This window comes from Pseudomonas sp. K2I15 (genome assembly GCF_002204795.1).
GTDB lineage: Bacteria > Pseudomonadota > Gammaproteobacteria > Pseudomonadales > Pseudomonadaceae > Aquipseudomonas.
This window is the reverse complement of record NZ_NIXO01000001.1, coordinates 17,260-38,743: the sequence shown is the minus strand read 5'-3', so window position 1 is coordinate 38,743 and position 21,484 is coordinate 17,260. Positions and strand designations below refer to the sequence as shown.

General features: G+C 60.7%; 25 protein-coding genes. 16 read left to right on the top strand and 9 right to left on the bottom strand.

The window, feature by feature from the left end:
* The first annotated feature begins 94 nt into the window (after window positions 1-94).
* The 6 genes from CEC48_RS00215 to CEC48_RS00190 all read left to right on the top strand — a co-directional run bounded on the left by CEC48_RS00215 (window position 95) and on the right by CEC48_RS00190 (window position 5,768).
* Window positions 95-1,045, top strand: coding sequence for a LysR family transcriptional regulator (locus CEC48_RS00215; protein ID WP_088421925.1), 951 nt, complete (start codon window positions 95-97; stop codon window positions 1,043-1,045).
* 31 nt (window positions 1,046-1,076) lie between these two features.
* Window positions 1,077-1,403, top strand: coding sequence for a DOPA 4,5-dioxygenase family protein (locus tag CEC48_RS00210; RefSeq protein WP_088421924.1), 327 nt, complete (start codon window positions 1,077-1,079; stop codon window positions 1,401-1,403).
* Window positions 1,404-1,505: 102 nt separating this feature from the next.
* Window positions 1,506-2,474, top strand: coding sequence for a 2-dehydro-3-deoxygalactonokinase (locus CEC48_RS00205; protein WP_088421923.1), 969 nt, complete (start codon window positions 1,506-1,508; stop codon window positions 2,472-2,474).
* 13 nt (window positions 2,475-2,487) lie between these two features.
* Window positions 2,488-3,108, top strand: coding sequence for a 2-dehydro-3-deoxy-6-phosphogalactonate aldolase (locus CEC48_RS00200; protein WP_088421922.1), 621 nt, complete (start codon window positions 2,488-2,490; stop codon window positions 3,106-3,108).
* A gap of 33 nt (window positions 3,109-3,141) precedes the next feature.
* A complete protein-coding gene (dgoD, locus tag CEC48_RS00195; RefSeq protein WP_003213645.1) occupies window positions 3,142-4,290 on the top strand; it encodes a galactonate dehydratase in 1,149 nt (382 codons plus the stop codon).
* 173 nt (window positions 4,291-4,463) lie between these two features.
* Window positions 4,464-5,768, top strand: coding sequence for an MFS transporter (locus CEC48_RS00190; protein ID WP_088421921.1), 1,305 nt, complete (start codon window positions 4,464-4,466; stop codon window positions 5,766-5,768).
* A gap of 124 nt (window positions 5,769-5,892) precedes the next feature.
* On the opposite strand, the gene CEC48_RS00185 is transcribed toward CEC48_RS00190, so the two are convergent.
* From CEC48_RS00185 to trpB, 3 genes are all read right to left on the bottom strand, one after another.
* Window positions 5,893-6,339: an anti-virulence regulator CigR family protein gene (locus CEC48_RS00185; RefSeq protein ID WP_088421920.1), complete on the bottom strand. Its 447-nt coding sequence runs from the start codon at window positions 6,337-6,339 to the stop codon at window positions 5,893-5,895.
* Between the two features lie 140 nt (window positions 6,340-6,479).
* Window positions 6,480-7,289, bottom strand: a complete 810-nt coding sequence (trpA, locus tag CEC48_RS00180) for a tryptophan synthase subunit alpha (protein WP_088421919.1) — start codon at window positions 7,287-7,289, stop codon at window positions 6,480-6,482.
* Complete coding sequence (trpB, locus tag CEC48_RS00175) at window positions 7,290-8,516, bottom strand: tryptophan synthase subunit beta (protein ID WP_088421918.1); 1,227 nt, start codon at window positions 8,514-8,516, stop codon at window positions 7,290-7,292.
* 109 nt (window positions 8,517-8,625) lie between these two features.
* On the opposite strand from trpB, the gene CEC48_RS00170 reads away from it, so the two are divergent.
* Window positions 8,626-9,522: a LysR family transcriptional regulator gene (locus tag CEC48_RS00170; protein WP_088421917.1), complete on the top strand. Its 897-nt coding sequence runs from the start codon at window positions 8,626-8,628 to the stop codon at window positions 9,520-9,522.
* On the opposite strand, the gene CEC48_RS00165 is transcribed toward CEC48_RS00170, so the two are convergent.
* Window positions 9,519-9,845 (bottom strand): YqjD family protein, encoded by a 327-nt coding sequence (locus CEC48_RS00165; RefSeq protein WP_032885107.1) that lies wholly within the window; start codon window positions 9,843-9,845, stop codon window positions 9,519-9,521. The genes CEC48_RS00170 and CEC48_RS00165 overlap by 4 nt on opposite strands.
* 155 nt (window positions 9,846-10,000) lie before the next feature.
* Between CEC48_RS00165 and CEC48_RS00160 the strand changes: the two genes are divergently transcribed.
* Together CEC48_RS00160 and CEC48_RS00155 are read left to right on the top strand one after the other, a co-directional pair.
* The gene (locus tag CEC48_RS00160; protein ID WP_003187305.1) at window positions 10,001-10,216 is read left to right on the top strand and encodes a dodecin; all 216 of its coding nucleotides are present in this window, start codon (window positions 10,001-10,003) and stop codon (window positions 10,214-10,216) included.
* A 118-nt stretch (window positions 10,217-10,334) separates the two neighbouring features.
* Window positions 10,335-10,559 carry a DUF1161 domain-containing protein gene (locus tag CEC48_RS00155; RefSeq protein ID WP_088421916.1) on the top strand — a complete coding sequence of 75 codons (225 nt, stop codon included), beginning with the start codon at window positions 10,335-10,337 and terminating at the stop codon, window positions 10,557-10,559.
* A gap of 59 nt (window positions 10,560-10,618) precedes the next feature.
* Here CEC48_RS00155 and CEC48_RS00150 read toward each other — a convergent pair whose 3' ends face one another.
* The gene (locus CEC48_RS00150) at window positions 10,619-11,620 is read right to left on the bottom strand and encodes an LLM class flavin-dependent oxidoreductase (RefSeq protein ID WP_088421915.1); all 1,002 of its coding nucleotides are present in this window, start codon (window positions 11,618-11,620) and stop codon (window positions 10,619-10,621) included.
* Between the two features lie 216 nt (window positions 11,621-11,836).
* On the opposite strand from CEC48_RS00150, the gene CEC48_RS00145 reads away from it, so the two are divergent.
* Complete coding sequence (locus tag CEC48_RS00145; RefSeq protein ID WP_088421914.1) at window positions 11,837-12,268, top strand: OsmC family protein; 432 nt, start codon at window positions 11,837-11,839, stop codon at window positions 12,266-12,268.
* A 112-nt stretch (window positions 12,269-12,380) separates the two neighbouring features.
* Window positions 12,381-12,626: a DUF1161 domain-containing protein gene (locus tag CEC48_RS00140; protein ID WP_088421913.1), complete on the top strand. Its 246-nt coding sequence runs from the start codon at window positions 12,381-12,383 to the stop codon at window positions 12,624-12,626.
* Here CEC48_RS00140 and CEC48_RS00135 read toward each other — a convergent pair whose 3' ends face one another.
* Window positions 12,627-13,049 carry a hypothetical protein gene (locus CEC48_RS00135; RefSeq protein ID WP_088421912.1) on the bottom strand — a complete coding sequence of 141 codons (423 nt, stop codon included), beginning with the start codon at window positions 13,047-13,049 and terminating at the stop codon, window positions 12,627-12,629.
* A 142-nt stretch (window positions 13,050-13,191) separates the two neighbouring features.
* Here CEC48_RS00135 and CEC48_RS00130 point away from each other — a divergent pair, with 142 nt between their 5' ends.
* Entirely contained in the window at window positions 13,192-14,247 is a 1,056-nt protein-coding gene (locus tag CEC48_RS00130) for an aminopeptidase (protein ID WP_088421911.1), read from the top strand.
* Between the two features lie 79 nt (window positions 14,248-14,326).
* On the opposite strand, the gene CEC48_RS00125 is transcribed toward CEC48_RS00130, so the two are convergent.
* Together CEC48_RS00125 and CEC48_RS00120 are read right to left on the bottom strand one after the other, a co-directional pair.
* A complete protein-coding gene (locus CEC48_RS00125; RefSeq protein WP_088421910.1) occupies window positions 14,327-14,980 on the bottom strand; it encodes an HAD family hydrolase in 654 nt (217 codons plus the stop codon).
* An 11-nt stretch (window positions 14,981-14,991) separates the two neighbouring features.
* Window positions 14,992-15,534, bottom strand: a complete 543-nt coding sequence (locus CEC48_RS00120; protein WP_088421909.1) for a gamma carbonic anhydrase family protein — start codon at window positions 15,532-15,534, stop codon at window positions 14,992-14,994.
* Between the two features lie 102 nt (window positions 15,535-15,636).
* On the opposite strand from CEC48_RS00120, the gene prlC reads away from it, so the two are divergent.
* Together prlC and CEC48_RS00110 are read left to right on the top strand one after the other, a co-directional pair.
* Entirely contained in the window at window positions 15,637-17,688 is a 2,052-nt protein-coding gene (gene prlC / locus CEC48_RS00115; protein ID WP_088421908.1) for an oligopeptidase A, read from the top strand.
* Window positions 17,685-17,957 (top strand): YheV family putative zinc ribbon protein, encoded by a 273-nt coding sequence (locus CEC48_RS00110; RefSeq protein ID WP_003214872.1) that lies wholly within the window; start codon window positions 17,685-17,687, stop codon window positions 17,955-17,957. Before prlC ends, CEC48_RS00110 begins: the two co-directional genes overlap by 4 nt.
* Window positions 17,958-17,984: 27 nt before the next feature.
* On the opposite strand, the gene CEC48_RS00105 is transcribed toward CEC48_RS00110, so the two are convergent.
* Complete coding sequence (locus CEC48_RS00105; RefSeq protein WP_088421907.1) at window positions 17,985-18,671, bottom strand: dual specificity protein phosphatase family protein; 687 nt, start codon at window positions 18,669-18,671, stop codon at window positions 17,985-17,987.
* A gap of 274 nt (window positions 18,672-18,945) precedes the next feature.
* Here CEC48_RS00105 and CEC48_RS00100 point away from each other — a divergent pair, with 274 nt between their 5' ends.
* Together CEC48_RS00100 and CEC48_RS00095 are read left to right on the top strand one after the other, a co-directional pair.
* Entirely contained in the window at window positions 18,946-19,686 is a 741-nt protein-coding gene (locus CEC48_RS00100; RefSeq protein WP_088421906.1) for a gluconate 2-dehydrogenase subunit 3 family protein, read from the top strand.
* 2 nt (window positions 19,687-19,688) lie between these two features.
* Window positions 19,689-21,473 carry a GMC family oxidoreductase gene (locus CEC48_RS00095; RefSeq protein ID WP_088421905.1) on the top strand — a complete coding sequence of 595 codons (1,785 nt, stop codon included), beginning with the start codon at window positions 19,689-19,691 and terminating at the stop codon, window positions 21,471-21,473.
* Window positions 21,474-21,484 lie beyond the last annotated feature (11 nt).

Sequence of the window (21,484 nt, the reverse complement as noted above, 5' to 3'; positions counted from 1 at the left end):
GCATTCCATAGTCAACGTTTATGCGAATGAGCATGCAGGCCATGGAAATCGTGGTAAAGCCCATGAGAAGCAATGTCTAGGATAAGCACAGCTTATGTATGAATCCCTCGGTAACCTGTCACTTGATCTGCTGCGCGCTTTTGAAGCCGCAGCGCGCCAACGCAGCTTTACGGCGGCTGCGATGGAACTGGGCACCACCCAGCCGGCCATCAGCCAGCAGATCAAGCGCCTTGAGGAACAGCTGAAGGTGCGCCTGTTTGATCGCATTTACCGTGGCATCGAACTGACCGACGCGGGCGCCCTGTTGTTCGAGCAGGTGCAGGCCGGTTTGCAGAGCATCAACCAGGGCTTGAGCGCCATTGCCGAGCAGGACCAGCACGAAGTCCTACAGGTGGCGACGGACTTTGCCTTCGCCGCTTATTGGCTGATGCCACGCCTGCATCGTTTCCATGAAGCCAACCCGCAGGTGGATGTGAGCCTGGTTACCAGCGAACGCAATCACGCCACGTTGCGCAGCGATATCGATGTGGCGGTGCTGTTCGGTGACGGCCGCTTCAAACAGGGCGACAGTTTGTGGCTGTTCAACGAGGAAGTGTTCCCGGTGTGCAGCCCGCAGCTACTTCAGGACCGCGCCGCGCCGTTGTCGGTGCAGAGCTTGCTGGAATTCCCCTTGCTGCACCTGCGCCAGCAAAACAACAACCAGTGGTTCGACTGGGCCGGCGTGTTCCGCGAGCTGGGCATCACCGCCGCACCCACACCCGGCCAACTGCGTTTCGACAACTACACGCTGTTGATCCAGGCGGCGATCGCCGGCCAGGGCGTGGCCATCGGCTGGCGCCACCTTGTGGATAACTTGCTGGAGCAAAAGTGGCTGTGTCGGCCGATTGGCGACACGGTGATCTCGCGCTTCGGCTATTACGTGGTGCTGCCCCAGCGCAAACGCCGCAGCCAGTTGATCGAACGTTTCGTCGACTGGTTGATGGCTGAGCAGGCCAGCAGCGCACAATCGCTGACCGGTCTGGCCCTGCCGTCCATTGCGGTCTAGGATTTGCCGATCATTGAGCCCGGAGCCTGTCATGCAACGTATCAAGGGCTACCACGCCCATATCTACTTCGACGCCAGCACCATCGACCAGGCGCGCAAACTCTGCGAAGACGCCGCGCAAATGTTCCCGCTGCGCATGGGCCGCGTGCATGAGCGCCCGGTAGGCCCTCACCCGGACTGGAGCTGCCAGTTGGCGTTCGACCCTGAATACATCGGCGTCGTGCTGCCGTGGCTGGCGCTCAACCGCAGCGGCCTGGTGGTGTTCCTGCACCCTACAACCGGCGATGACCTCAAGGACCACACCGAACATGCGATTTGGATGGGGGCAATGCGCACGCTGGACCTGTCGAGATTCTAGGTCCATATATTCCCTATATATGGGACTGATATTTATATATTGAGACTTTACCGGTCTTGGGTTTATATTCGCCTCATCCGCTCAGAACACTCAGGTGAAGCGATGCAGGCGCAATTGATCGCGCTCGATTGGGGAACCAGTTCCCTTCGTGCTTATAAGCTCGGCCCGGCAGGCGTCGTGATCGAACGACGCGCCCTGGCGTCGGGGATCATGCACTTGCCCACCGAACCCCGGGAGATTGCCGGTGTTCAGTGCAGCAATGGTTTCGAGTTGGCATTCGATGCCGCATGCGGTGACTGGCTCGATGCCCAGCCCGACCTTCCCGTCATCGCCTGCGGCATGGTCGGTAGCGCCCAGGGCTGGAGCGAAGCGGCGTATCGCGACACCCCGGCGGATGTTTCCACCCTCGGCCAGGCGCTGCATGTTGTGCGTAGCCTGCGGGGCGCAGCGGTGCATATCGTTCCCGGCGTGATTCAACGTAGCGCGTTGCCCAATGTGATGCGTGGTGAAGAAACCCAGGTGCTCGGCGTGTTGCAAAGCTTGTCCGCCGATACCGGGCGCGACGTATTGATCGGCCTGCCGGGCAGCCATTCCAAGTGGGTCGAGGTGGTGGAAGGCTGCATCACCCACTTCGACACTTTCATGACCGGCGAGCTGTTCGCCGTGCTCAGCCAACACAGCATCTTGGGTCGCACTCAACGCCCTTCCGAACAGTTCCAGGCGGCCGCTTTTGATCGCGGCGTGCACGTGGCGCTGTCGGCAGACGGCCAGACGGGCCTGTTGTCGAACGTGTTCAGCGCGCGCTCCCTGGGATTGACCGGCGAGCTGGCGCCTGACGAGCAACCGGACTACCTGTCCGGGCTGTTGATCGGCCACGAACTTATCGGCCTGCGCGCGCGCAAGGCCAGCCAGCAGCGCGACATCGTTCTGGTGGGCGCAACCCAACTCTGCACCCGCTACCAGCGTGCACTCCAACTCTGTGGCTTCCCCCATGTGACCCTGGCGCAGGAGGCTACCGAGCGTGGCCTTTGGCAGCTGGCCATGGCGGCGGGGCTGCTGCCTGCAACCTGATGAGAGGCCCGACATGCTCAAGCAAGCACTGACACACAACGGTTTGATCGCGATCCTGCGCGGCCTGCGACCGGACGAGGCGCTGGCGATCGGCGAGGTGCTGTACCGGGCGGGCTTCAGGGTTATCGAAGTGCCGCTTAACTCGCCGGATCCGTACGTCAGCATCCGTATCCTGCGCGACAGCCTGCCCGCCGATTGCCTGATCGGCGCCGGCACCGTGCTGACCCCGGAACAGGTCGATCACGTCAAAGCCGCCGGTGGCCAGGTTATTGTCATGCCCCACAGCGATGCCAAGGTGCTTCGGGCTGCCAAGGCCGCAGGCCTGTACCTGTCGCCGGGTGTTGCCACACCGACCGAAGCGTTTGCCGCGCTGGCCGAAGGCGCCGACGTGCTGAAGCTGTTCCCGGCCGAGCAAATGGGGCCGGCGGTGGTCAAGGCCTGGCTCGCGGTACTGCCGGCGGGCACGGTGTTGCTGCCGGTGGGCGGTATCACGCCGGACAACATGCAGGTATTTTTCGACGCCGGCGTAAAAGGCTTCGGCCTGGGCTCCGGGTTATTCAAGCCGGGCATGAGCGTTGACCAAGTGGCGAGCAACGCCCAGGCCTACGTCGCGGCCTGGAATGCCCTGGGCTGATGAGCTTTCTCCATCTACAAGAGAGATAAGAAGATGAAAATCACCAAACTGACCACCTTCATCGTCCCGCCGCGTTGGTGCTTCCTCAAGGTTGAAACCGACCAGGGCGTGACCGGTTGGGGCGAACCTGTGGTCGAGGGCCGCGCCCACACCGTGGCGGCTGCCGTTGAAGAATTGTCCGACTACTTGATCGGCAAAGACCCACGCAACATTGAAGACATCTGGACCGTGCTCTACCGTGGCGGTTTCTACCGTGGCGGCGCGATCCACATGAGCGCCCTTGCCGGTATCGACCAGGCGCTGTGGGACATCAAGGGCAAGGCCCTCGGTGTGTCGGTCAGCGATTTGCTCGGTGGCCAGGTGCGGGACAAGATCCGCGTGTATTCATGGATCGGTGGCGACCGCCCGGCAGACACTGCCCGCGCCGCCAAGGAAGCCGTGGCCCGTGGTTTTACCGCCGTCAAAATGAATGGCACCGAAGAACTGCAGTTTCTCGACAGTTTCGAAAAAGTCGACCAGGCCTTGGCCAACGTCGCTGCCGTGCGTGACGCGGTAGGCCCGAACGTCGGCATCGGCGTCGACTTCCATGGCCGGGTGCACAAGCCCATGGCCAAGGTGCTGATGAAGGAACTCGACCCCTACAAACTGATGTTTATCGAAGAGCCGGTACTCAGCGAAAACTACGAAGCGCTGAAAGAGCTGGCGCCGCTCACCAGCACCCCGATTGCCCTCGGCGAGCGCCTGTTCTCGCGCTGGGACTTCAAGCGCGTGCTCAGCGAAGGCTACGTCGACATCATCCAGCCGGACGCCTCCCACGCCGGCGGTATCACCGAGACCCGCAAGATCGCCAACATGGCTGAAGCTTACGATGTGGCGCTGGCCCTGCACTGCCCGCTCGGCCCGATTGCCCTGGCGGCGTGCCTGCAGCTGGATGCGGTTTGCTACAACGCGTTCATCCAGGAGCAAAGCCTGGGGATTCACTACAACGAGAGCAATGACCTGCTGGATTACGTGCGTGATCCGGGTGTTTTCGACTACGACCAGGGTTTCGTGAAAATCCCCAACGGGCCAGGCCTGGGCATCGAGATCAACGAGGAATACGTGATCGAGCGTGCGGCCATCGGGCACCGCTGGCGCAACCCGATCTGGCGCCATGCCGACGGCAGTTTTGCCGAGTGGTGATCTCGCCCTGAAGAAACACCGTCAGTGTGGGAGCGGGCTTGCTCGCGAAAGCGGTGTATCAGCCGCAGATGTGTTGACTGACACTGCGCCTTCGCGAGCAAGCCCGCTCCCACATTTGATCCGGTTTCACCCGTAAGCCCCGTCCTCAATAACCATAAGAAGAGGCAACCCCCATGCAATCCGAGTCCTTCACCGGGCAGGCTTCTTTAGTCACGCCCAGCCGAAAGCGCTACTTCATCATGGTGCTGCTGTTCATCACGGTAGTGATCAACTACCTGGACCGCAGCAACCTGTCGATTGCCGCCCCGGCGTTGACCAGCGAGCTGGGGATCGACCCGGTGCATGTCGGGCTGATCTTCTCCGCGTTCGGCTGGACCTACGCTGCCATGCAGATCCCCGGCGGTTGGCTGGTGGACCGGGTGCCGCCGCGCATTCTCTACAGCGTCGCCCTGCTGCTATGGTCGATAGCCACCGTGATGCTGGGCTTCGCCGCCAGCTTTATCGCGCTGTTCGTGCTGCGCATGGCGGTCGGCGCCCTGGAAGCCCCGGCGTACCCGATCAACAGCCGCGTGGTGACCACCTGGTTTCCCGAGCGTGAGCGGGCCACGGCGATTGGGGTCTACACCTCCGGGCAATTTGTCGGGTTGGCCTTTCTCACGCCGGTATTGGCGTGGCTGCAACACACCTTTGGCTGGCACATGGTGTTTGTCGCCACCGGCGGCGTGGGCATTGTGTGGGCGTTGATCTGGTACGCGGTGTACCGCGAGCCACGAGATTTTAAAGGCGCGAATGCGGCAGAAATCGAGCTGATCCGCGAAGGCGGCGGGCTGGTGGACATCCAGGTGCAGGCGGCCAAGGCGCCGTTCAGTTGGGTCGACCTCGGCATCGTGATGAGCAAGCGCAAGCTGTGGGGGATTTACCTGGGGCAGTTCTGCCTGAACTCCACGCTGTGGTTTTTCCTGACGTGGTTCCCGACCTACCTGGTGAAATATCGCGGCATGGACTTCATCAAGTCCGGGCTGTTGGCGTCGCTGCCGTTTCTCGCGGCGTTTGTCGGGGTGCTGTGTTCGGGGTTGTTTTCCGACTGGCTGATTCGCCGGGGAGCGTCGGTGGGGTTTGCGCGCAAGTTGCCGATCATTGGTGGGTTGTTGATTTCGACGGCGATCATTGGCGCCAACTTTGTTGACTCCACGGCGTGGGTCATTGCCTTTTTGGCGGTGGCGTTTTTCGGCAATGGCCTGGCGTCGATCACCTGGTCGCTGGTGTCGACGTTGGCACCAGCAAGGCTGCTGGGGCTGACGGGTGGGGTGTTCAATTTCATCGGCAATCTGTCGGCGATTACCACGCCGATCGTGATTGGCTTTCTGGCCACCGGGGATTCGTTTGCGCCGGCGATTACGTACATCGCGGTGCTGGCGTTGCTGGGGGCGCTTTCGTACATCTTGCTGGTGGGCAAGGTCGAGCGTATCGAACTTTAGAGGACTGATAAGTCTCTGTGGCGAGGGAGCTTGCTCCCGCTGGAGTGCGCAGCGCTCCCATGATTTTGGGGCCGCTGCGCAGCCCAGCGGGAGCAAGCTCCCTCGCCACAAAAGCAGTCCGGCTCTAGTACAGCGCGCCATCCAGAATCTGATAAACGATGCTGGTACCAATCGCGATCAGCACGATGTCCCCGCCCGAACGGCGCCATTCGTAACCCGGGTATTGCGGCAGATGGCCCAGCGCCCTAGGGTCCAGTCGCTCGCCATAGTAGTTCGGCGGCAGGCGCTGGCCGCGCACCAGATGGATGCCCGGAGGCGGCGGCGCGCCACGGCGGAAGTCGCCGTGGTTATCGCGGATCACTTGCCGTACCGGGCCGAAGTCTTGAGGAGGGCCACCACGGTGATTTTCCTGCTGACCACGATGGTCATCGCCACGGTGATCGTTTTGTTGGCCTTGAGGGCCGCCACGGTCCGGTCCGCCACCTTGGTCATACGGTGCGGCTTGCACCAGGGCACTGGCGCCGAGCAGCAGCACACCCAGACCGGCTATCACACGCTTTGGCATCTTCATCAGGGGTTTCCTCAACTACACAAAACAACAAAAAGGGATTTCGAACCGGGTTCGAAATCCCTTGGTCTTGTTAGCTTAGGTGCTGAATTGCCAGCATGATTCCTCTGTATCAGAAACTTTACCTAGCGCTTACGAGCGACTTACTTACGGGCGTTGCGCACACCTTCTGACAGCGCCGAACACAGGGTCAATACACCGTCGATAGCCTGCTGATCATTGCTGGCATTGGCGATGTGATCGATCAGTGCCGAACCCACCACCACACCGTCTGCCAGACGGGCGATTGCAGCGGCCTGTTCCGGGGTACGGATACCAAAACCGATGCTGATCGGCAGGTTGGTATGCCGACGCAGACGGGTCACGGCTTCTTCGACGTGTTCCAGGGTCGCGGCGCCAGCACCGGTCACACCGGCCACCGAGACGTAGTACACAAACCCGGAACTGCCGTTGAGCACGGTTGGCAGGCGCACGTCATCGGTGGTCGGCGTGGTCAGGCGGATAAAGTCGATACCGGCAGCCTGGGCCGGGTCGCACAGCTCGCCGTTATGCTCAGGCGGCATGTCGACCACGATCAGGCCGTCTACGCCGGCTTCTTTCGCGTCGCTGATAAAGCGCGGCACGCCGTACATATGGATCGGGTTGAAATAGCCCATCAGCACCAGCGGCGTGTCGCTGTTGCCCTCGCGGAACTCACGAACCATTTGCAGGGTTTTGGTGAGGTTCTGCTTGGCGGTCAGTGCGCGGATGTTGGCCAGTTGAATGGCCGGGCCATCGGCCATCGGGTCGGTGAAGGGCATGCCCAGCTCGATCACATCGGCGCCAGCGGCTGGCAAGCCCTTGAGGATTGCCAGCGAGGTGTCATAACCCGGGTCGCCGGCGGTGACGAAGGTCACCAGGGCGGCGCGGTTTTGTTCTTTGAGTTGCGCAAAACGTGTTTGCAGGCGGCTCATTTAGTGTTTCTCCTGCTGAGACTGTTCCATGTGGTGCATCACGGTTTGCATGTCTTTGTCGCCACGGCCCGAGAGGTTGACCACCATCAGGTGATCCTTGGGCAAGGTCGGTGCGCGTTTGAACACTTCGGCCAGGGCGTGGGCGCTTTCCAGTGCAGGAATAATCCCTTCCAGGCGGCAGCATTTGTGAAAGGCGTCGAGGGCTTCGTCGTCGGTCACAGAGGTGTACTGAACGCGGCCGATGTCATGCAACCAGGCGTGTTCAGGGCCGATGCCCGGGTAGTCGAGGCCGGCGGAGATCGAGTGGGCGTCGATGATCTGGCCATCGTCGTCCTGCAACAGGAAGGTACGGTTGCCGTGCAATACACCCGGTACGCCGCCGTTGAGGCTGGCCGCGTGTTTGCCGGTTTCGATGCCGTAGCCGGCCGCTTCAACGCCGATGATTTCGACGCTGGTGTCATCCAGGAACGGATGGAACAGGCCCATGGCGTTGGAACCGCCACCGATGCAGGCCACCAGGCTGTCGGGCAGGCGGCCTTCCTGGGCTTGCAGTTGGGTACGGGTTTCCTTGCCGATCACGGCCTGGAAGTCACGCACCATGGCGGGGTACGGGTGCGGGCCGGCAACAGTGCCGATCAGGTAGAAGGTGCTGTCGACGTTGGTCACCCAGTCACGCAGGGCTTCGTTCATCGCGTCTTTCAGGGTGCCGGTACCGGCGACTACCGGGATCACTTCGGCGCCCAGCAGCTTCATGCGGAACACGTTGGCCTGCTGGCGCTCGATGTCGGTGGTGCCCATGTAGATCACGCAGTCCAGGCCAAAACGCGCGGCGACGGTGGCCGTGGCCACACCGTGCATGCCGGCGCCGGTCTCGGCGATGATGCGTTTTTTGCCCATGCGCCGCGCCAGCAGGATCTGGCCGATGCAGTTGTTGATCTTGTGGGCGCCGGTGTGGTTGAGCTCTTCGCGCTTGAGGTAGATCTTGGCGCCGCCGCAGAATTCGGTCAGGCGTTCGGCGAAGTACAGCGGGCTTGGGCGTCCGACGTAGTCGCGCTGGAAGTAGGCCAGTTCTTCGTTGAAGGCCGGATCGATCTTGGCCGCTTCGTATTCACGGGCCAGGTCAAGGATCAGCGGCATCAGGGTTTCCGCCACGTAGCGGCCGCCGAACGAACCAAACAGGCCATTGGCGTCTGGGCCGTTGCGTAAATCGGTCTGGGTCTGAGTCATGGGACGCTCCAGGTAGAAAATGTGTAAGAGGCAATGACGGTCACTCTACCCCTGACGCTTCAACGTGAAAACCGATAAGATCGCCGCAACCTGTCAGGAAAACTCACAGATGAGCCGAGACTTACCACCGCTGAATGCCTTGCGTGCTTTCGAGGCGACCGCTCGCTTGAACAGCGTGAGCCAGGCCGCCGAGCAACTGCACGTCACCCATGGCGCGGTCAGCCGGCAGCTCAAGGTGTTGGAGGAGCACCTCGGCGTGAGCCTGTTCGTCAAGGATGGGCGCGGCCTCAAACTCACAGATGCCGGCATTCGCCTGCGGGATGCGAGTTTCGAGGCGTTTGAGCGTTTAAGGGACACTTGCGCCGAACTCACACAAAGCAGTGCCGACGCGCCGTTTGTACTCGGCTGCTCCGGCAGCCTGCTGGCGCGCTGGTTTATTCCGCGTCTGGGCCGCCTGAACGCCGATTTGCCGGATTTGCGTCTGCACCTGTCGGCAGGCGAAGGCGATCTTGACCCGCGCCGCCCCGGGTTGGACGCGCTGCTGGTGTTCGCCGAGCCGCCGTGGCCTGCGGACATGCAGGTTTACGAGTTGGCCAGCGAACGCATCGGCCCGGTCATGAGCCCGCGTTTTGCCCATTACGAGCGGTTGCGCCAGGCGCCCGCCGAGGCGCTGCGCAATGAAGCCCTGTTGCACACCACCTCGCGCCCACAAGCCTGGCCCAGCTGGGCGCAGCACCACGGGATCGACGCTGGCGCGTTGAAGTACGGTCAGGGTTTCGAGCATTTATATTATTTGCTGGAAGCGGCGGTGGCAGGGCTTGGGGTGGCGATTGCGCCTGAACCGCTGGTGGCAGAGGACCTGCGAGCGGGCCGCCTGGTTGCGCCGTGGGGTTTCAGTGAAACCCCGGCGCAACTGGCGTTGTGGCTACCCAAGCGCGCCGCGGATGGGCGCGCCCGGCAACTGGCGCTGTGGCTCAAGGCTGAGCTTGCGCGCCAGGACGTTTAGTCACCGCGTTTGCACAGCAAGTAAGCCGCCAGCAGACCCAGCGCGCCGACGGCGACGCCAGCGGTAGTCCATGGGTGCTCTTGCGCGTAGTCCCGTGTTGCAACACTGGTTTCGCGGATTTTGACTTTGCTTTCTTCGTAGGCATCGCTGATCAGGTGGCGGGAATGCTTGAGGGCATTCTCGGCATTGCTTTTCAGGGCCTTCAGGGTTTTGCGCGACTCGTCAGACGCATCGTCCTTGAGGCTTTCCAGAGATTTGAGCAGGCTCGAAATCTCGGCTTCCATGCTTTCCAATGACGCTTTGCGTAAAGAGGTGTTGGCCATGTGGGCTCTCCTGGAGTGATTGAGTGGCGTGTGTTGTTTCCGACTGCGGCGGTTTCAGAAAGTGCAGTAAATCTGAACTTTCGCGTGGGAATGGCCGCCAGAAGCAGTACGAGAATTCACTGCTAGTCTTGATTAACGACCCAGGAGAAAACCTTATGAGTGATCATCACACCTACAAGAAAGTCGAACTGGTGGGCTCTTCCGCGACCAGCATCGAGGACGCCATCAACAACGCCCTGGCGGAAGCCAACAAGAGCATCAAGCACTTGGAGTGGTTTGAAGTGACCGAAACCCGTGGCCACATCAAGGACGGCAAGGCCGCGCATTTCCAGGTCACCCTCAAGGTGGGGTTCCGAATTGCCAGTAGTTGATACCGCCGGTTGAACTTGCGCGCTGGCCGATTGCCATAAACTCCGCTACAACCTTTAGGTACGTCGACGTGACGAGCGTCGGCGTGCTTCTTTTCGATCAACCCAAGGAAAGTGACGGATGAAGAACTTTTTGTTGGCGGTAGGTTTGTTGAGCATTGCGGGCACAGCCCTGGCGGCGGGCAAGCCTTGTGACGAGCTGAAAAGCGAGATTGCGGCGAAACTGGATGCCAAGGGTGTTGCGCATTATTCGCTGGACGTAGTGGATAAAGGTGCTGCTGGCGACAGTAAGGTAGTTGGCACCTGCGAAGGTGGTACCAAGGAAATCGCCTACAAGCGCGGGTGATCCCGTGTTGCAGACGTAAAAAACCGACGCGAGTGCGTCGGTTTTTTTATGCCTGCGGTTTAACCCTTCATGATCTGCGCCAGCAGCTCGTAGGAATGAATCCGGTCGGCGTGCTCGTATAGGTCGCAGGTAAAGATCAGCTCATCAGCGCCGGTCTGCTCCACCAGTACTTCCAGCTTGGCGCGGATTTTCTGCGGGCTGCCCACCATCGCCAGGCCAAGGAAACTGCCTACGGCGTCTTTCTCGTGCGGCAGCCACAGGCCGTCCATGGTTTTAACCGGCGGACGCTGCACCAGGCTTTGCCCACGCATCAACGCGAGGATTCGCTGGTACACCGACGTGGCCAGGTAATCGGCCTGCTCATCCGTATCGGCAGCCACCAGCGGGATGCCGAGCATCACGTAGGGTTTGTCCAGCACGGCTGAAGGCTTGAAGTGGTTGCGGTAGACACGAATCGCCTCATGCATCAGGCGTGGTGCGAAATGTGAGGCAAAGGCGTAAGGCAAACCTTTTTCGCCTGCAAGCTGCGCGCTGAACAGGCTTGAGCCCAGTAGCCACACAGGGACGTTGGTGCCAGTGCCGGGTACGGCGATCACCCGTTGGTCCGGGGTTCGCGGGCCCAGGTAGGCCATCAGTTCTGCTACGTCTTCCGGGAAGTCGTCGGCGCTGCCGGAACGTTCACGGCGCAGGGCGCGGGCGGTCATCTGGTCGGAACCCGGCGCGCGGCCAAGCCCTAGGTCAATGCGGCCCGGGTACAGGCTTTCGAGGGTGCCGAACTGCTCGGCGATCACCAGGGGCGCGTGGTTGGGCAGCATCACGCCGCCGGAGCCGACGCGAATCGTCGAGGTGCCGCCGGCCAGATAGCCGAGCAATACGGAGGTCGCCGAACTGGCGATGCCGTCCATATTGTGGTGCTCGGCGACCCAGAAGCGGTTGTAGCCAAACTTTTCCACGTGCTGGGCCAGGTCCAGGGAATTGCGCAGCGACTGCGCCGCACTGCCGTTGGCCCGCACGGGCACCAGGTCGAGGGTCGAGAATTTTACGTCGGACAGCGGTTTCATAAGCCTGCTTCTCCAAGGGGGCCGCAGGTTTTATGTCGAGCCAAAACCTGCCGCTTCATGTGCATGACTATGCAATGAGGGCATATACCCGAGATTCAATAGCTGAAGTGAATTTGCCTACCGGAAAAGCGGTTTAGTCCGACGAGGTGAACTTTGCCAGCGCTTCTATCCTCAGAACCCTTACTGACGGAAAACCACAGGCACGAGGAGATTGATATGAGTATCAAGAAGAAAGCATCGGCGCATTGGGAAGGTGATCTGAAAACCGGCCTCGGTTCCATTTCAACGGAAACCGGCGTGTTGCGCGAAGCGCCCTACGGCTTCAAGGCCCGTTTCGAAGGGGGCAAGGGCACCAACCCGGAAGAATTGATCGGCGCCGCCCATGTCGGTTGTTTCTCCATGGCCTTTTCCATGATTCTCGGCGACGCCGGGCTCAAGGCCGACAGCATCGACACCCAGGCCGAAGTCACCCTGGACCAAGTGGACGGTGGCTTTGCGATTACTGCGGTGCACCTGACCCTCAAGGCGAAGATCCCGGGCGCGAGCCAGGCGCAGTTCGATGAACTGAGCAAAAAGGCCAAGGAAGGATGCCCGGTGTCCAAGGTACTGAATGCCACCATTACCCTGGATGGCACGCTGGTTAGTTGATGCAGCCCCCTTGCAGGGGTGAGCTTGCTCGCCCCTGCAGGTGCAAGTGTGGTCGAATAGCCGATGCAGACTTAGCGCACACCCGTGCGCGTGCATTCAGGGAGCTTCACACATGAAACGTTTTGTCTTGGCGGTTATCTGCGGTGCGGTGGCCACGTCGGCCCTGGCTGCTGGCGAGATAAAAGACTGTAAAGAGCTCAAAGACGAGATCGAAGTCAAAATCCAGGCCAATGCCGTTCCCTCCTACACGCTCGAAATCGTCAGCAAGGAAGAAGGCGAGAAGCATGACGAGGCCATGCGTGTCGGCACCTGTGACAACGGCTCCAAAATCATCATCTACCAGAAGAACAACGACTGATCAGATGCAGTTGACGCTACGTTCTTCAGCCAACAACTGACCCGCCTTGTTGTACAGCCGGATATTCGGGTTGTAGCCCAGTGACCGCCCTTCCAGGCGATAACGCTGGCCTGCCTCGAAACGGTCGTATTGCAGGGTCATGAAGCAGGTGCGGTCGGTGGTTTGGCCAAATCCGCCGAAACTGCCGCCGGTAGGCACCTCGAAATCAAAACGCACCATCAGTTCATGGCTGCCAGGCGGCACCTGGAAGAAGCGCCCGTCGTTCAGGTTTTTCCCGTCCAGGCGTTGCGCCATCACCAACTTGGCGCCGGGTGTCGGGGTGGCGAAGTCGACCCAGGCTTGTTGCGGATCAACCGCAGGCAGCGGTGTCGACGCGCAGGCACTGAGAAAAATCGCAGCGACGGGAAGCAATAGCTGACGCATGTTAAGCACTCAACTGTAGGAATGGTTTTTTGAGCGGCTGCGTTCGGCAGCACGCTCCCTATGAGTATAAACACGCCACGCCATGGAAAAATTCCCCACAGGCGAGATAGTCTGGCGGGACAGTTACCGGCGAGAGGTTTTAATGGTCAGGCGTTTGCTTCCCGGGTTGATGCTGCTGGTGCTCAGCGGCTGTTCCAGCGTCAGTTATTACAGCCAATTGGCAGACGGGCAATTGCAGTTGCTGCGAGCCCGGGAGCCGGTATCGGAGGTCATCGCCGACCCGTTCCGACCACAGGTGCTGCGTGAGCACCTGGCACAGTCGCAGAAAGCCCGCACCTTCGCGAGCGAACACCTGCACCTGCCGGATAACCAGAGTTACCGACTGTATGCCGATATCGGTCGCCCTTATGTGGTCTGGAACGTCTTCGCCACGCCTGAATTTTCCCTGTCGCCGCAGACCCACTGCTTCCCGATTGCCGGCTGCGTGGCCTATCGCGGTTACTACAACCAGGGCGCCGCGCGCGGCCAGGCGGCGTTGCTGAAGCAGCAAGGCATGGATGTGGCGATTGGCGGCGTCGAGGCCTATTCCACCCTGGGCTGGTTCAACGACCCGATCATGAGTTCGATGATGAGCTGGGGTGATGAGCGCTTGGCCACACTGATTTTTCATGAGCTGGCGCACCAGCGGTTTTATGTGAAGGACGACACTGAGTTCAATGAGTCGTACGCCACCTTCGTCGAGCAGGAAGGCACCCGGCAGTGGCGCGCAGCCCAAGGCTTGCCGCCTGCCAGCGAGTCGGCGTTGAAACAGCGCGACCAATTCACTCGGCTGGTGCTCGACACCCGCAAGCGCCTGGAAGAGTTGTATATGCAGCCGCTGGCGGCAAGCGCCATGCGCCAGGCCAAGGCCGCCGAATTCGAGCGCCTGCGCGGTGATTACCGGAAAATGCGCGATAGCCAGTGGGGCGGCGACAAACGTTATGACGCCTGGATCAACCTGCCGATGAACAATGCAAGGCTGTTGCCATTTGGCCTGTATGACCAGTGGGTGCCGGCGTTTGCCGCGTTGTTCCGGGAGGAAGGCGGGGATTGGCTGAAGTTTTTTGCGGCGGTGGAGACGCTGGGCGGGTTGCCCGTAGTTGAGCGTAAAGCGGCACTGAGGCGTTTGGAGGAACCCGAGCCTTTGGTTGGCAGATAGGGCCTCATCGCGGGCAAGCCCGGCTCCCACAGTTGGTCGCGTTTCCCTGTGGGAGCCGGGCTTGCCCGCGATAGCGATCTTATGGCCGCTGCAAAAACGCCTGATGCATCTGCGTCAATGTTTCAAAATGCCAGGTCGGCGCTTCGGCACTCAGCTCCTCATGGCTGCCAAACCCGTAACCCACCGCCGCGGCATCCAGCCCATTGCTGCGCGCACCGATCAGGTCGTGCTTGCGATCGCCAATCATCAAGGTATTGGCCGGGTCCAGGCCTTCTTCAGCCATCAGGTGGGCGATCAGCTCAACCTTGTTGGTGCGGGTGCCGTCCAGCTCGCTGCCGTAGATCACCTTGAAGTGCCGGGCGAAATCAAAATGCCGGGCGATTTCCCGGGCGAACACCCAAGGCTTGGACGTGGCCACATACAGCTGGCGGCCCTGGCCGTTCAGCTCTTCAAGCAGCGGCATCACGCCGTCGAACACGCGGTTTTCGTACAGGCCGGTGACCTTGAAGCGCTCGCGGTAAAAATTCACCGCCTCCCAGGCCCTGGCCTCGTCGAAGCCATAAAACTGCATGAACGCTTGCAGCAGCGGCGGGCCGATGAAGTGCTCAAGCCTGGTCAGGTCCGGCTCATCAATGCCCAGTTTGGCGAGGGCGTACTGGATCGAGCGGGTGATGCCTTCGCGCGGGTCGGTGAGGGTGCCGTCCAGATCGAACAAAACGGTTTGGTAATGCATGGGTGTCCTTGTCATTGGTCGAAGCCTTCGGCCAGGTGCAGGTCTTTGAGCTTCACGTAGTTCGCGGCGCTGTAGGTGAAAAACGCCCGTTCCTTGTCAGTCAGCGCGCGGATCTGTTTAACCGGGCTGCCGACATACAAAAAGCCGCTCTCAAGTTTCTTGCCCGGCGGCACCAGGCTGCCGGCGCCGATGATCACGTCGTCTTCCACCACGGCGCCGTCCATCACAATGCTGCCCATGCCGATCAGAATCCGGTTGCCCACCGTGCAGCCATGCAGCATGACCTTGTGAGCAATGGTCACGTCGTCACCGATCAGCAGCGGGAAACCATCAGGATTGAAGGGGCCGGCGTGGGTAATGTGCAGCACGCAGCCGTCCTGCACGCTGGTGCGCGCACCGATGCGGATGCGGTGCATGTCGCCGCGGATCACCGTCAATGGCCATACCGAGCTGTCGGCGCCGATTTCGACGTCGCCGATCACCACCGCCGATGCATCGACGAAAGCCCCGGCGGCCAAGGCCGGCGTGTGATTCTGGTAGGTGCGAAGGGTCACGATAGGCTCTCTCTCTTCTGCTGATAGCTGCGGTGGGCGTTGATTGTAATTAAGATGGCCCCATCTTTGTTCTTACATGTTTCTTCTGCCAAGGTGCCAACCGTGAGCGCGAACAACCCTCTTCTGCAGTCCTACGACCTGCCGCCGTTCTCGGCGATCCGTGCCGAGCACGTGCAGCCGGCCATCGAACAGATCCTCGCCGACAACCGCGTCGCCATCGAAGGCATCCTGCAAAGCCAGGGTAAAAATCCGACCTGGGCCGGCCTGATCCTGGCCATGGACGAACTCAATGACCGCCTGGGCGCCGCTTGGAGCCCGGTCAGCCACCTGAATGCCGTGTGCAACAGCGCCGAACTGCGCGAAGCCTACGAGGCGTGCCTGCCGGCATTGAGCGCCTACTCCACCGAGATGGGCCAGAACCGCGAGCTGTTCCAGGCCTTCGAAGCCTTGGCCAACAGCCCGGAGGCTGCCGGCTTCGACGTGGCGCAAAAAACCATTCTGGAACACTCCCTGCGGGATTTCCGCTTGTCGGGTATCGATTTGCCGCCTGAGCAGCAAAAACGCTATGCCGAAGTGCAGAGCAAGCTTTCCGAGCTGGGCAGCAAGTTCTCCAACCAGTTGCTCGACGCCACCCAGGCCTGGACCAAGCACGTGACGGACGAGGCTACCCTCGCCGGGCTGACTGATTCGGCCAAGGCGCAAATGGCCGCCGCTGCCCAGGCCAAGGGCCTCGACGGCTGGCTGATCACCTTGGAATTCCCGAGCTACTACGCGGTGATGACCTACGCCCACGACCGCGCCCTGCGTGAAGAAATCTACGCGGCCTACTGTACCCGTGCGTCGGACCAAGGCCCGAATGCCGGTAAGAACGATAACGGCCCGGTTATGGAACAAATCCTCGACCTGCGTCAGGAACTGGCGCAACTGCTGGGCTTTGCCTCGTTCTCCGAACTGAGCCTGGCCACCAAAATGGCCGAGTCCAGCGACCAGGTGCTGAGCTTCCTGCGGGACCTGGCCAAGCGCAGCAAGCCGTTTGCCACCCAAGACCTGCAACAGCTCAAGGCTTACGCCGCCGAACAAGGCTGCCCGGACCTGCAAAGCTGGGACAGCGGTTTCTACGGCGAAAAGCTGCGTGAACAACGCTACAGCGTGGCCCAGGAAGCCCTGCGCGCCTACTTCCCGATCGACAAGGTACTCAGCGGCCTGTTCGCCATTGTGCAGCGCCTGTACGGCATCGAGATCGCCGAGCAGAAAGGCTTCGACACCTGGCACCCGGACGTTCGCCTGTTCGAAATCAAGGAAAACGGCCAGCACGTCGGCCGCTTCTTCTTCGACCTGTACGCCCGCGCCAACAAGCGTGGCGGTGCCTGGATGGATGGCGCGCGTGACCGTCGCCGCACGGTTGACGGCGTGCTGCAAAGTCCGGTGGCCAACCTGGTGTGCAACTTTACCCCGGCTGACAGCGGCAAGCCTGCCCTGCTGACCCACGACGAAGTGACCACGCTGTTCCACGAATTCGGCCACGGCCTGCATCACCTGTTGACCCGTGTTGAGCACGCTGGCGTGTCCGGCATCAACGGCGTGGCCTGGGATGCGGTGGAGTTGCCGAGCCAGTTCATGGAGAACTGGTGCTGGGAGCCGGAAGGCCTGGCGCTGATTTCCGGCCACTATGAAACCGGTGAGCCGCTGCCTCAGGACCTGCTGCAAAAAATGCTCGCAGCAAAGAACTTCCAGTCCGGCCTGATGATGGTTCGCCAGTTGGAATTCTCGTTGTTCGATTTTGAGCTGCACGCCACCCACGGCGATGGCCGCAGTGTGCTGCAGGTGCTTGAAGGCGTGCGTGACGAGGTGTCGGTGATGCGTCCGCCCGCCTACAACCGCTTCCCCAATAGCTTCGCGCACATCTTCGCCGGCGGTTACGCGGCGGGTTACTACAGCTACAAGTGGGCGGAAGTGTTGTCGGCCGATGCCTTCTCCAAGTTCGAAGAAGACGGCGTGCTTAACGCCGAGACTGGCCGGGCGTTCCGCGAGGCGATCCTGGCCCGTGGTGGTTCCCAGGCGCCGATGGTGCTGTTCGTCGACTTCCGCGGACGTGCGCCGTCGATTGACGCACTCTTGCGCCACAGCGGCCTGAGTGAGGACGCGGCAGCATGAGTGAAGCACCTGTGAAAACCAAAAAACGCTTTATCGCCGGGGCGGTCTGCCCGGCGTGCAGCGAGCCGGACAAGTTGATGATGTGGAGCGAGGACGACGTGCCGCACCGCGAATGCGTGGCCTGCGGTTATTCCGACACGTTGAATGAGCAAGGTCTGTCAGTGCCCAAGGAATTGGGCACGCGGGTGAATACATCGGCCTTGAAAGCGCCGGATCCCAAGGTGCAGGCGGTGCAGTTCTTCCCTAATCCAAAGCTGAAAAAAGACTGACCGGCACGTGCTCCCTGGGCTGATGGCTTAGGGAGCAACTACTAATGCGGTCTTTTCTGCTGCCGAGTCCTTGGCACTGTCCGCGGTATTCAGCCAGCTTTTCATCGAGCACAGGGCAAAGGCGCTGGTGCTGCAATCGCCATTGGCCAACGCTGTGCGCAATTTGTCGATATCTGCCTTCATCATGTAGCGAACGCCGTCCTTGAAGCCGTTGCTGGTGCCAAAACCACCCAGCGTCATTTCGTTCAGCGCCTCCTCTTTGCTCCACCCCTGTACTACCACTCGATACATGGCTGCCATCAAGCCGGTGCGGTCCGAGCCGTGTTTGCAGTGCATCAACACCGGGCCCTCTGCTTGTGCGTCCTGAATCGCCCGAAGCGCTGCCAGCACGTCGCTGTCGTCGACATGGTTGGTGCGGTAGTTCAGTTGCACTTGTTTGATACCAGGCGACTTCAGCCACTTGGCATCGGATTCGGGCAGAAAATTGATCACAGTACCGATCTTCAGCTTTTCCAGAACCGGGAGGGCGCCGCTATCCGGCAGTGCGCTGCGATAGAGGGTGGGCGACATTTGATACAGGTTGTATTGGCTACCCACAGGCTGCGCCCATTCCAGTGAGCGAATGGGCGTGAGTTCTTCGGCCTGGGCGTGGACAGTGGTGAAAAGCGCCATGAACGCCAGGCTGAGGGCAGGCAGCAATTGATTGTTGAACATGGTCGATCTAACCGAATAGGGAAATGGCTGATGGGGGCCAGATTCGCCTACGCGGGGTCAATGTCCCGTGAGGGACTCGTCAAAGAATCGTGAATGCCCACTGTTTTTTCCCGCTGAATCGATTCTCCTCGATCCTTAGCCTGCTATCCTTTGTAACTATTGATTGCTGCTGCGCTCTATCCCTTTGGGTCCGTTGGATCCAATTTGCTGCCAAAACTATAAGTCGCTCCCAGAAGCGGCTGATAAATCCGTGACCACATGATGAGGTGCCACCATGTCTGATCAAGATCAAGACAACCCCCGGCGTGAGTTTTTGCGCAAATCCTTGACCTTGATCCCGGTGGTCACTGTCGCCAGCACGGGCCTGGGCGGTTCGATGCTGATGGCGGTTCCCGAGCCCGCTCAAGCCAGCCCCGAAAAGGCGCCTGTCAGCACTAAGGCTTATGAGCCGAGCTATTTCACTGCCGAGGAATGGGCCTTTATCAACGCGGCTGTTGCCCGCCTGATCCCGGCGGACGACCAAGGCCCGGGCGCCCTGGAAGCCGGCGCGCCGGAATACATCGACCGCCAGATGAACACGCCGTACGCGGCTGGCGCCCTGTGGTTCATGCAAGGCCCGTTCAATGCCGACGCGCCGCCTGAAATGGGCTGGCAGAGCAAATTGGTACCCAAGGAGATCTATCGCCTCGGCATCGCCGCCACGGATGCCTGGTCGAAAGCGATGAACGGTAAGCTATTTGCCGAACAAGACAGCGCTACCCAGGAACAATTGCTGCAACGTCTGGAGGCCGGCGATGCCCAGTTCGACAGCGTTCCGCCGAAAATTTTCTTTAATTTGTTGCTGCAAAACACCAAGGAAGGGTTCTTCTGCGACCCGGTCCACGGTGGCAACAAAGGCATGGTCGGCTGGACCATGATCGGCTTCCCCGGCGCCCGCGCCGATTTCATGGATTGGGTTGAACGCAACGAGCAATACCCCTTCCCGGCTGTTTCGATCCGTGGCGAGAGGGCATAAACGTGGCGACCATCATGAAGAAAGTGGATGCAGTGATCGTAGGCTTCGGCTGGACCGGCGCGATCATGGCCAAGGAGCTGACGGAAGCGGGCCTCAACGTGGTAGCGCTGGAGCGCGGCCCGATGCAGGACACCTACCCCGACGGCAACTATCCCCAGGTCATCGACGAATTGACCTACAGCGTGCGCAAAAAGCTGTTTCAGGACATCTCCAAGGAAACCGTGACCATTCGCCATAGCGTGAATGATGTGGCCATGCCTAACCGCCAACTGGGCGCCTTCTTGCCCGGCAACGGCGTGGGTGGCGCTGGCCTGCACTGGTCGGGCGTGCACTTTCGGGTGGACCCGATCGAGTTGCGCATGCGCAGCCATTACGAAGAGCGCTACGGGAAAAACTTCATTCCCAAGGACATGACCATTCAGGATTTCGGCGTCAGCTATGAAGAGCTGGAGCCGTTCTTCGACTATGCCGAGAAAGTCTTCGGCACCTCCGGGCAAGCCTGGACGGTAAAGGGCCAGTTGGTGGGCGAAGGTAAGGGCGGTAACCCTTACGCGCCGGACCGCTCGAATCATTTCCCGTTGGAATCGCAGAAGAACACCGTCTCCGCACAGCTGTTCCAGAAAGCCGCCACAGCCGTGGGGTACAAACCCTACAATCTGCCTTCCGCAAATACGTCGGGGCCGTACACCAACCCCTACGGCGCGCAGATGGGGCCGTGCAACTTCTGCGGTTTTTGCAGCGGTTATGTCTGCTACATGTACTCCAAGGCTTCGCCGAACGTGAACATCCTCCCGGCCCTGCGCCAGGAGCCCAAGTTCGAACTGCGGCCCAACTCCCACGTGTTGAAGGTCAACCTCGACAGCACCAAGCGCAAGGCTACCGGCGTTACGTACGTCGACGCCCAGGGGCGCGAATGCGAGCAGCCGGCAGACCTGGTGATCCTCGGCTCCTTCCAGTTCAACAACGTGCGCCTGATGTTGTTGTCGGGCATCGGAAAACCCTACGACCCGATCTCCGGCGAGGGCGTGGTGGGCAGGAACTTCGCCTACCAGAACATGGCCACCATCAAGGCGTTCTTCGACAAGGACGTGCACACCAACAACTTCATCGGCGCCGGCGGCAATGGTGTGGCGATTGACGACTTCAACGCGGACAACTTTGACCATGGGCCTCACGGCTTTGTGGGCGGCTCGCCGATGTGGGTCAACCAGGCGGGCAGCCGGCCGATTGCCGGCACCTCCAACCCGCCGGGCACGCCAGCCTGGGGCAGTGCCTGGAAGCGTGCCACCGCCGATTATTACACCCACCAAGTGTCGATGGATGCCCACGGCGCGCATCAGTCCTACCGTGGCAACTACCTCGACCTGGACCCGGTTTACCGCGATGCCTACGGCATGCCGTTGCTGCGCATGACTTTCGACTGGCAGGAAAACGACATCAAGATGAACCGCTTCATGGTCGACAAAATGAGCAAGATCGCCGAAGCGATGAACCCCAAGGCGATCGCCTTGCTGGGCAAAAAGGTGGGCGAGCACTTCAACACCGCGGCTTACCAGACCACCCACCTCAACGGTGGCGCGATCATGGGCACTGACCCGAAAACCAGTGCCTTGAACCGCTATCTGCAGTGCTGGGACGTGCATAACGTGTTTGTCCCGGGTGCTTCCGCGTTCCCACAAGGCTTGGGCTACAACCCTACGGGCCTGGTGGCAGCGTTGACGTACTGGTCCGCTCGCGCCATCCGCGAGCAGTACCTGAAAAACCCCGGCCCGCTGGTTCAGGCATAAGGAGCGATGAC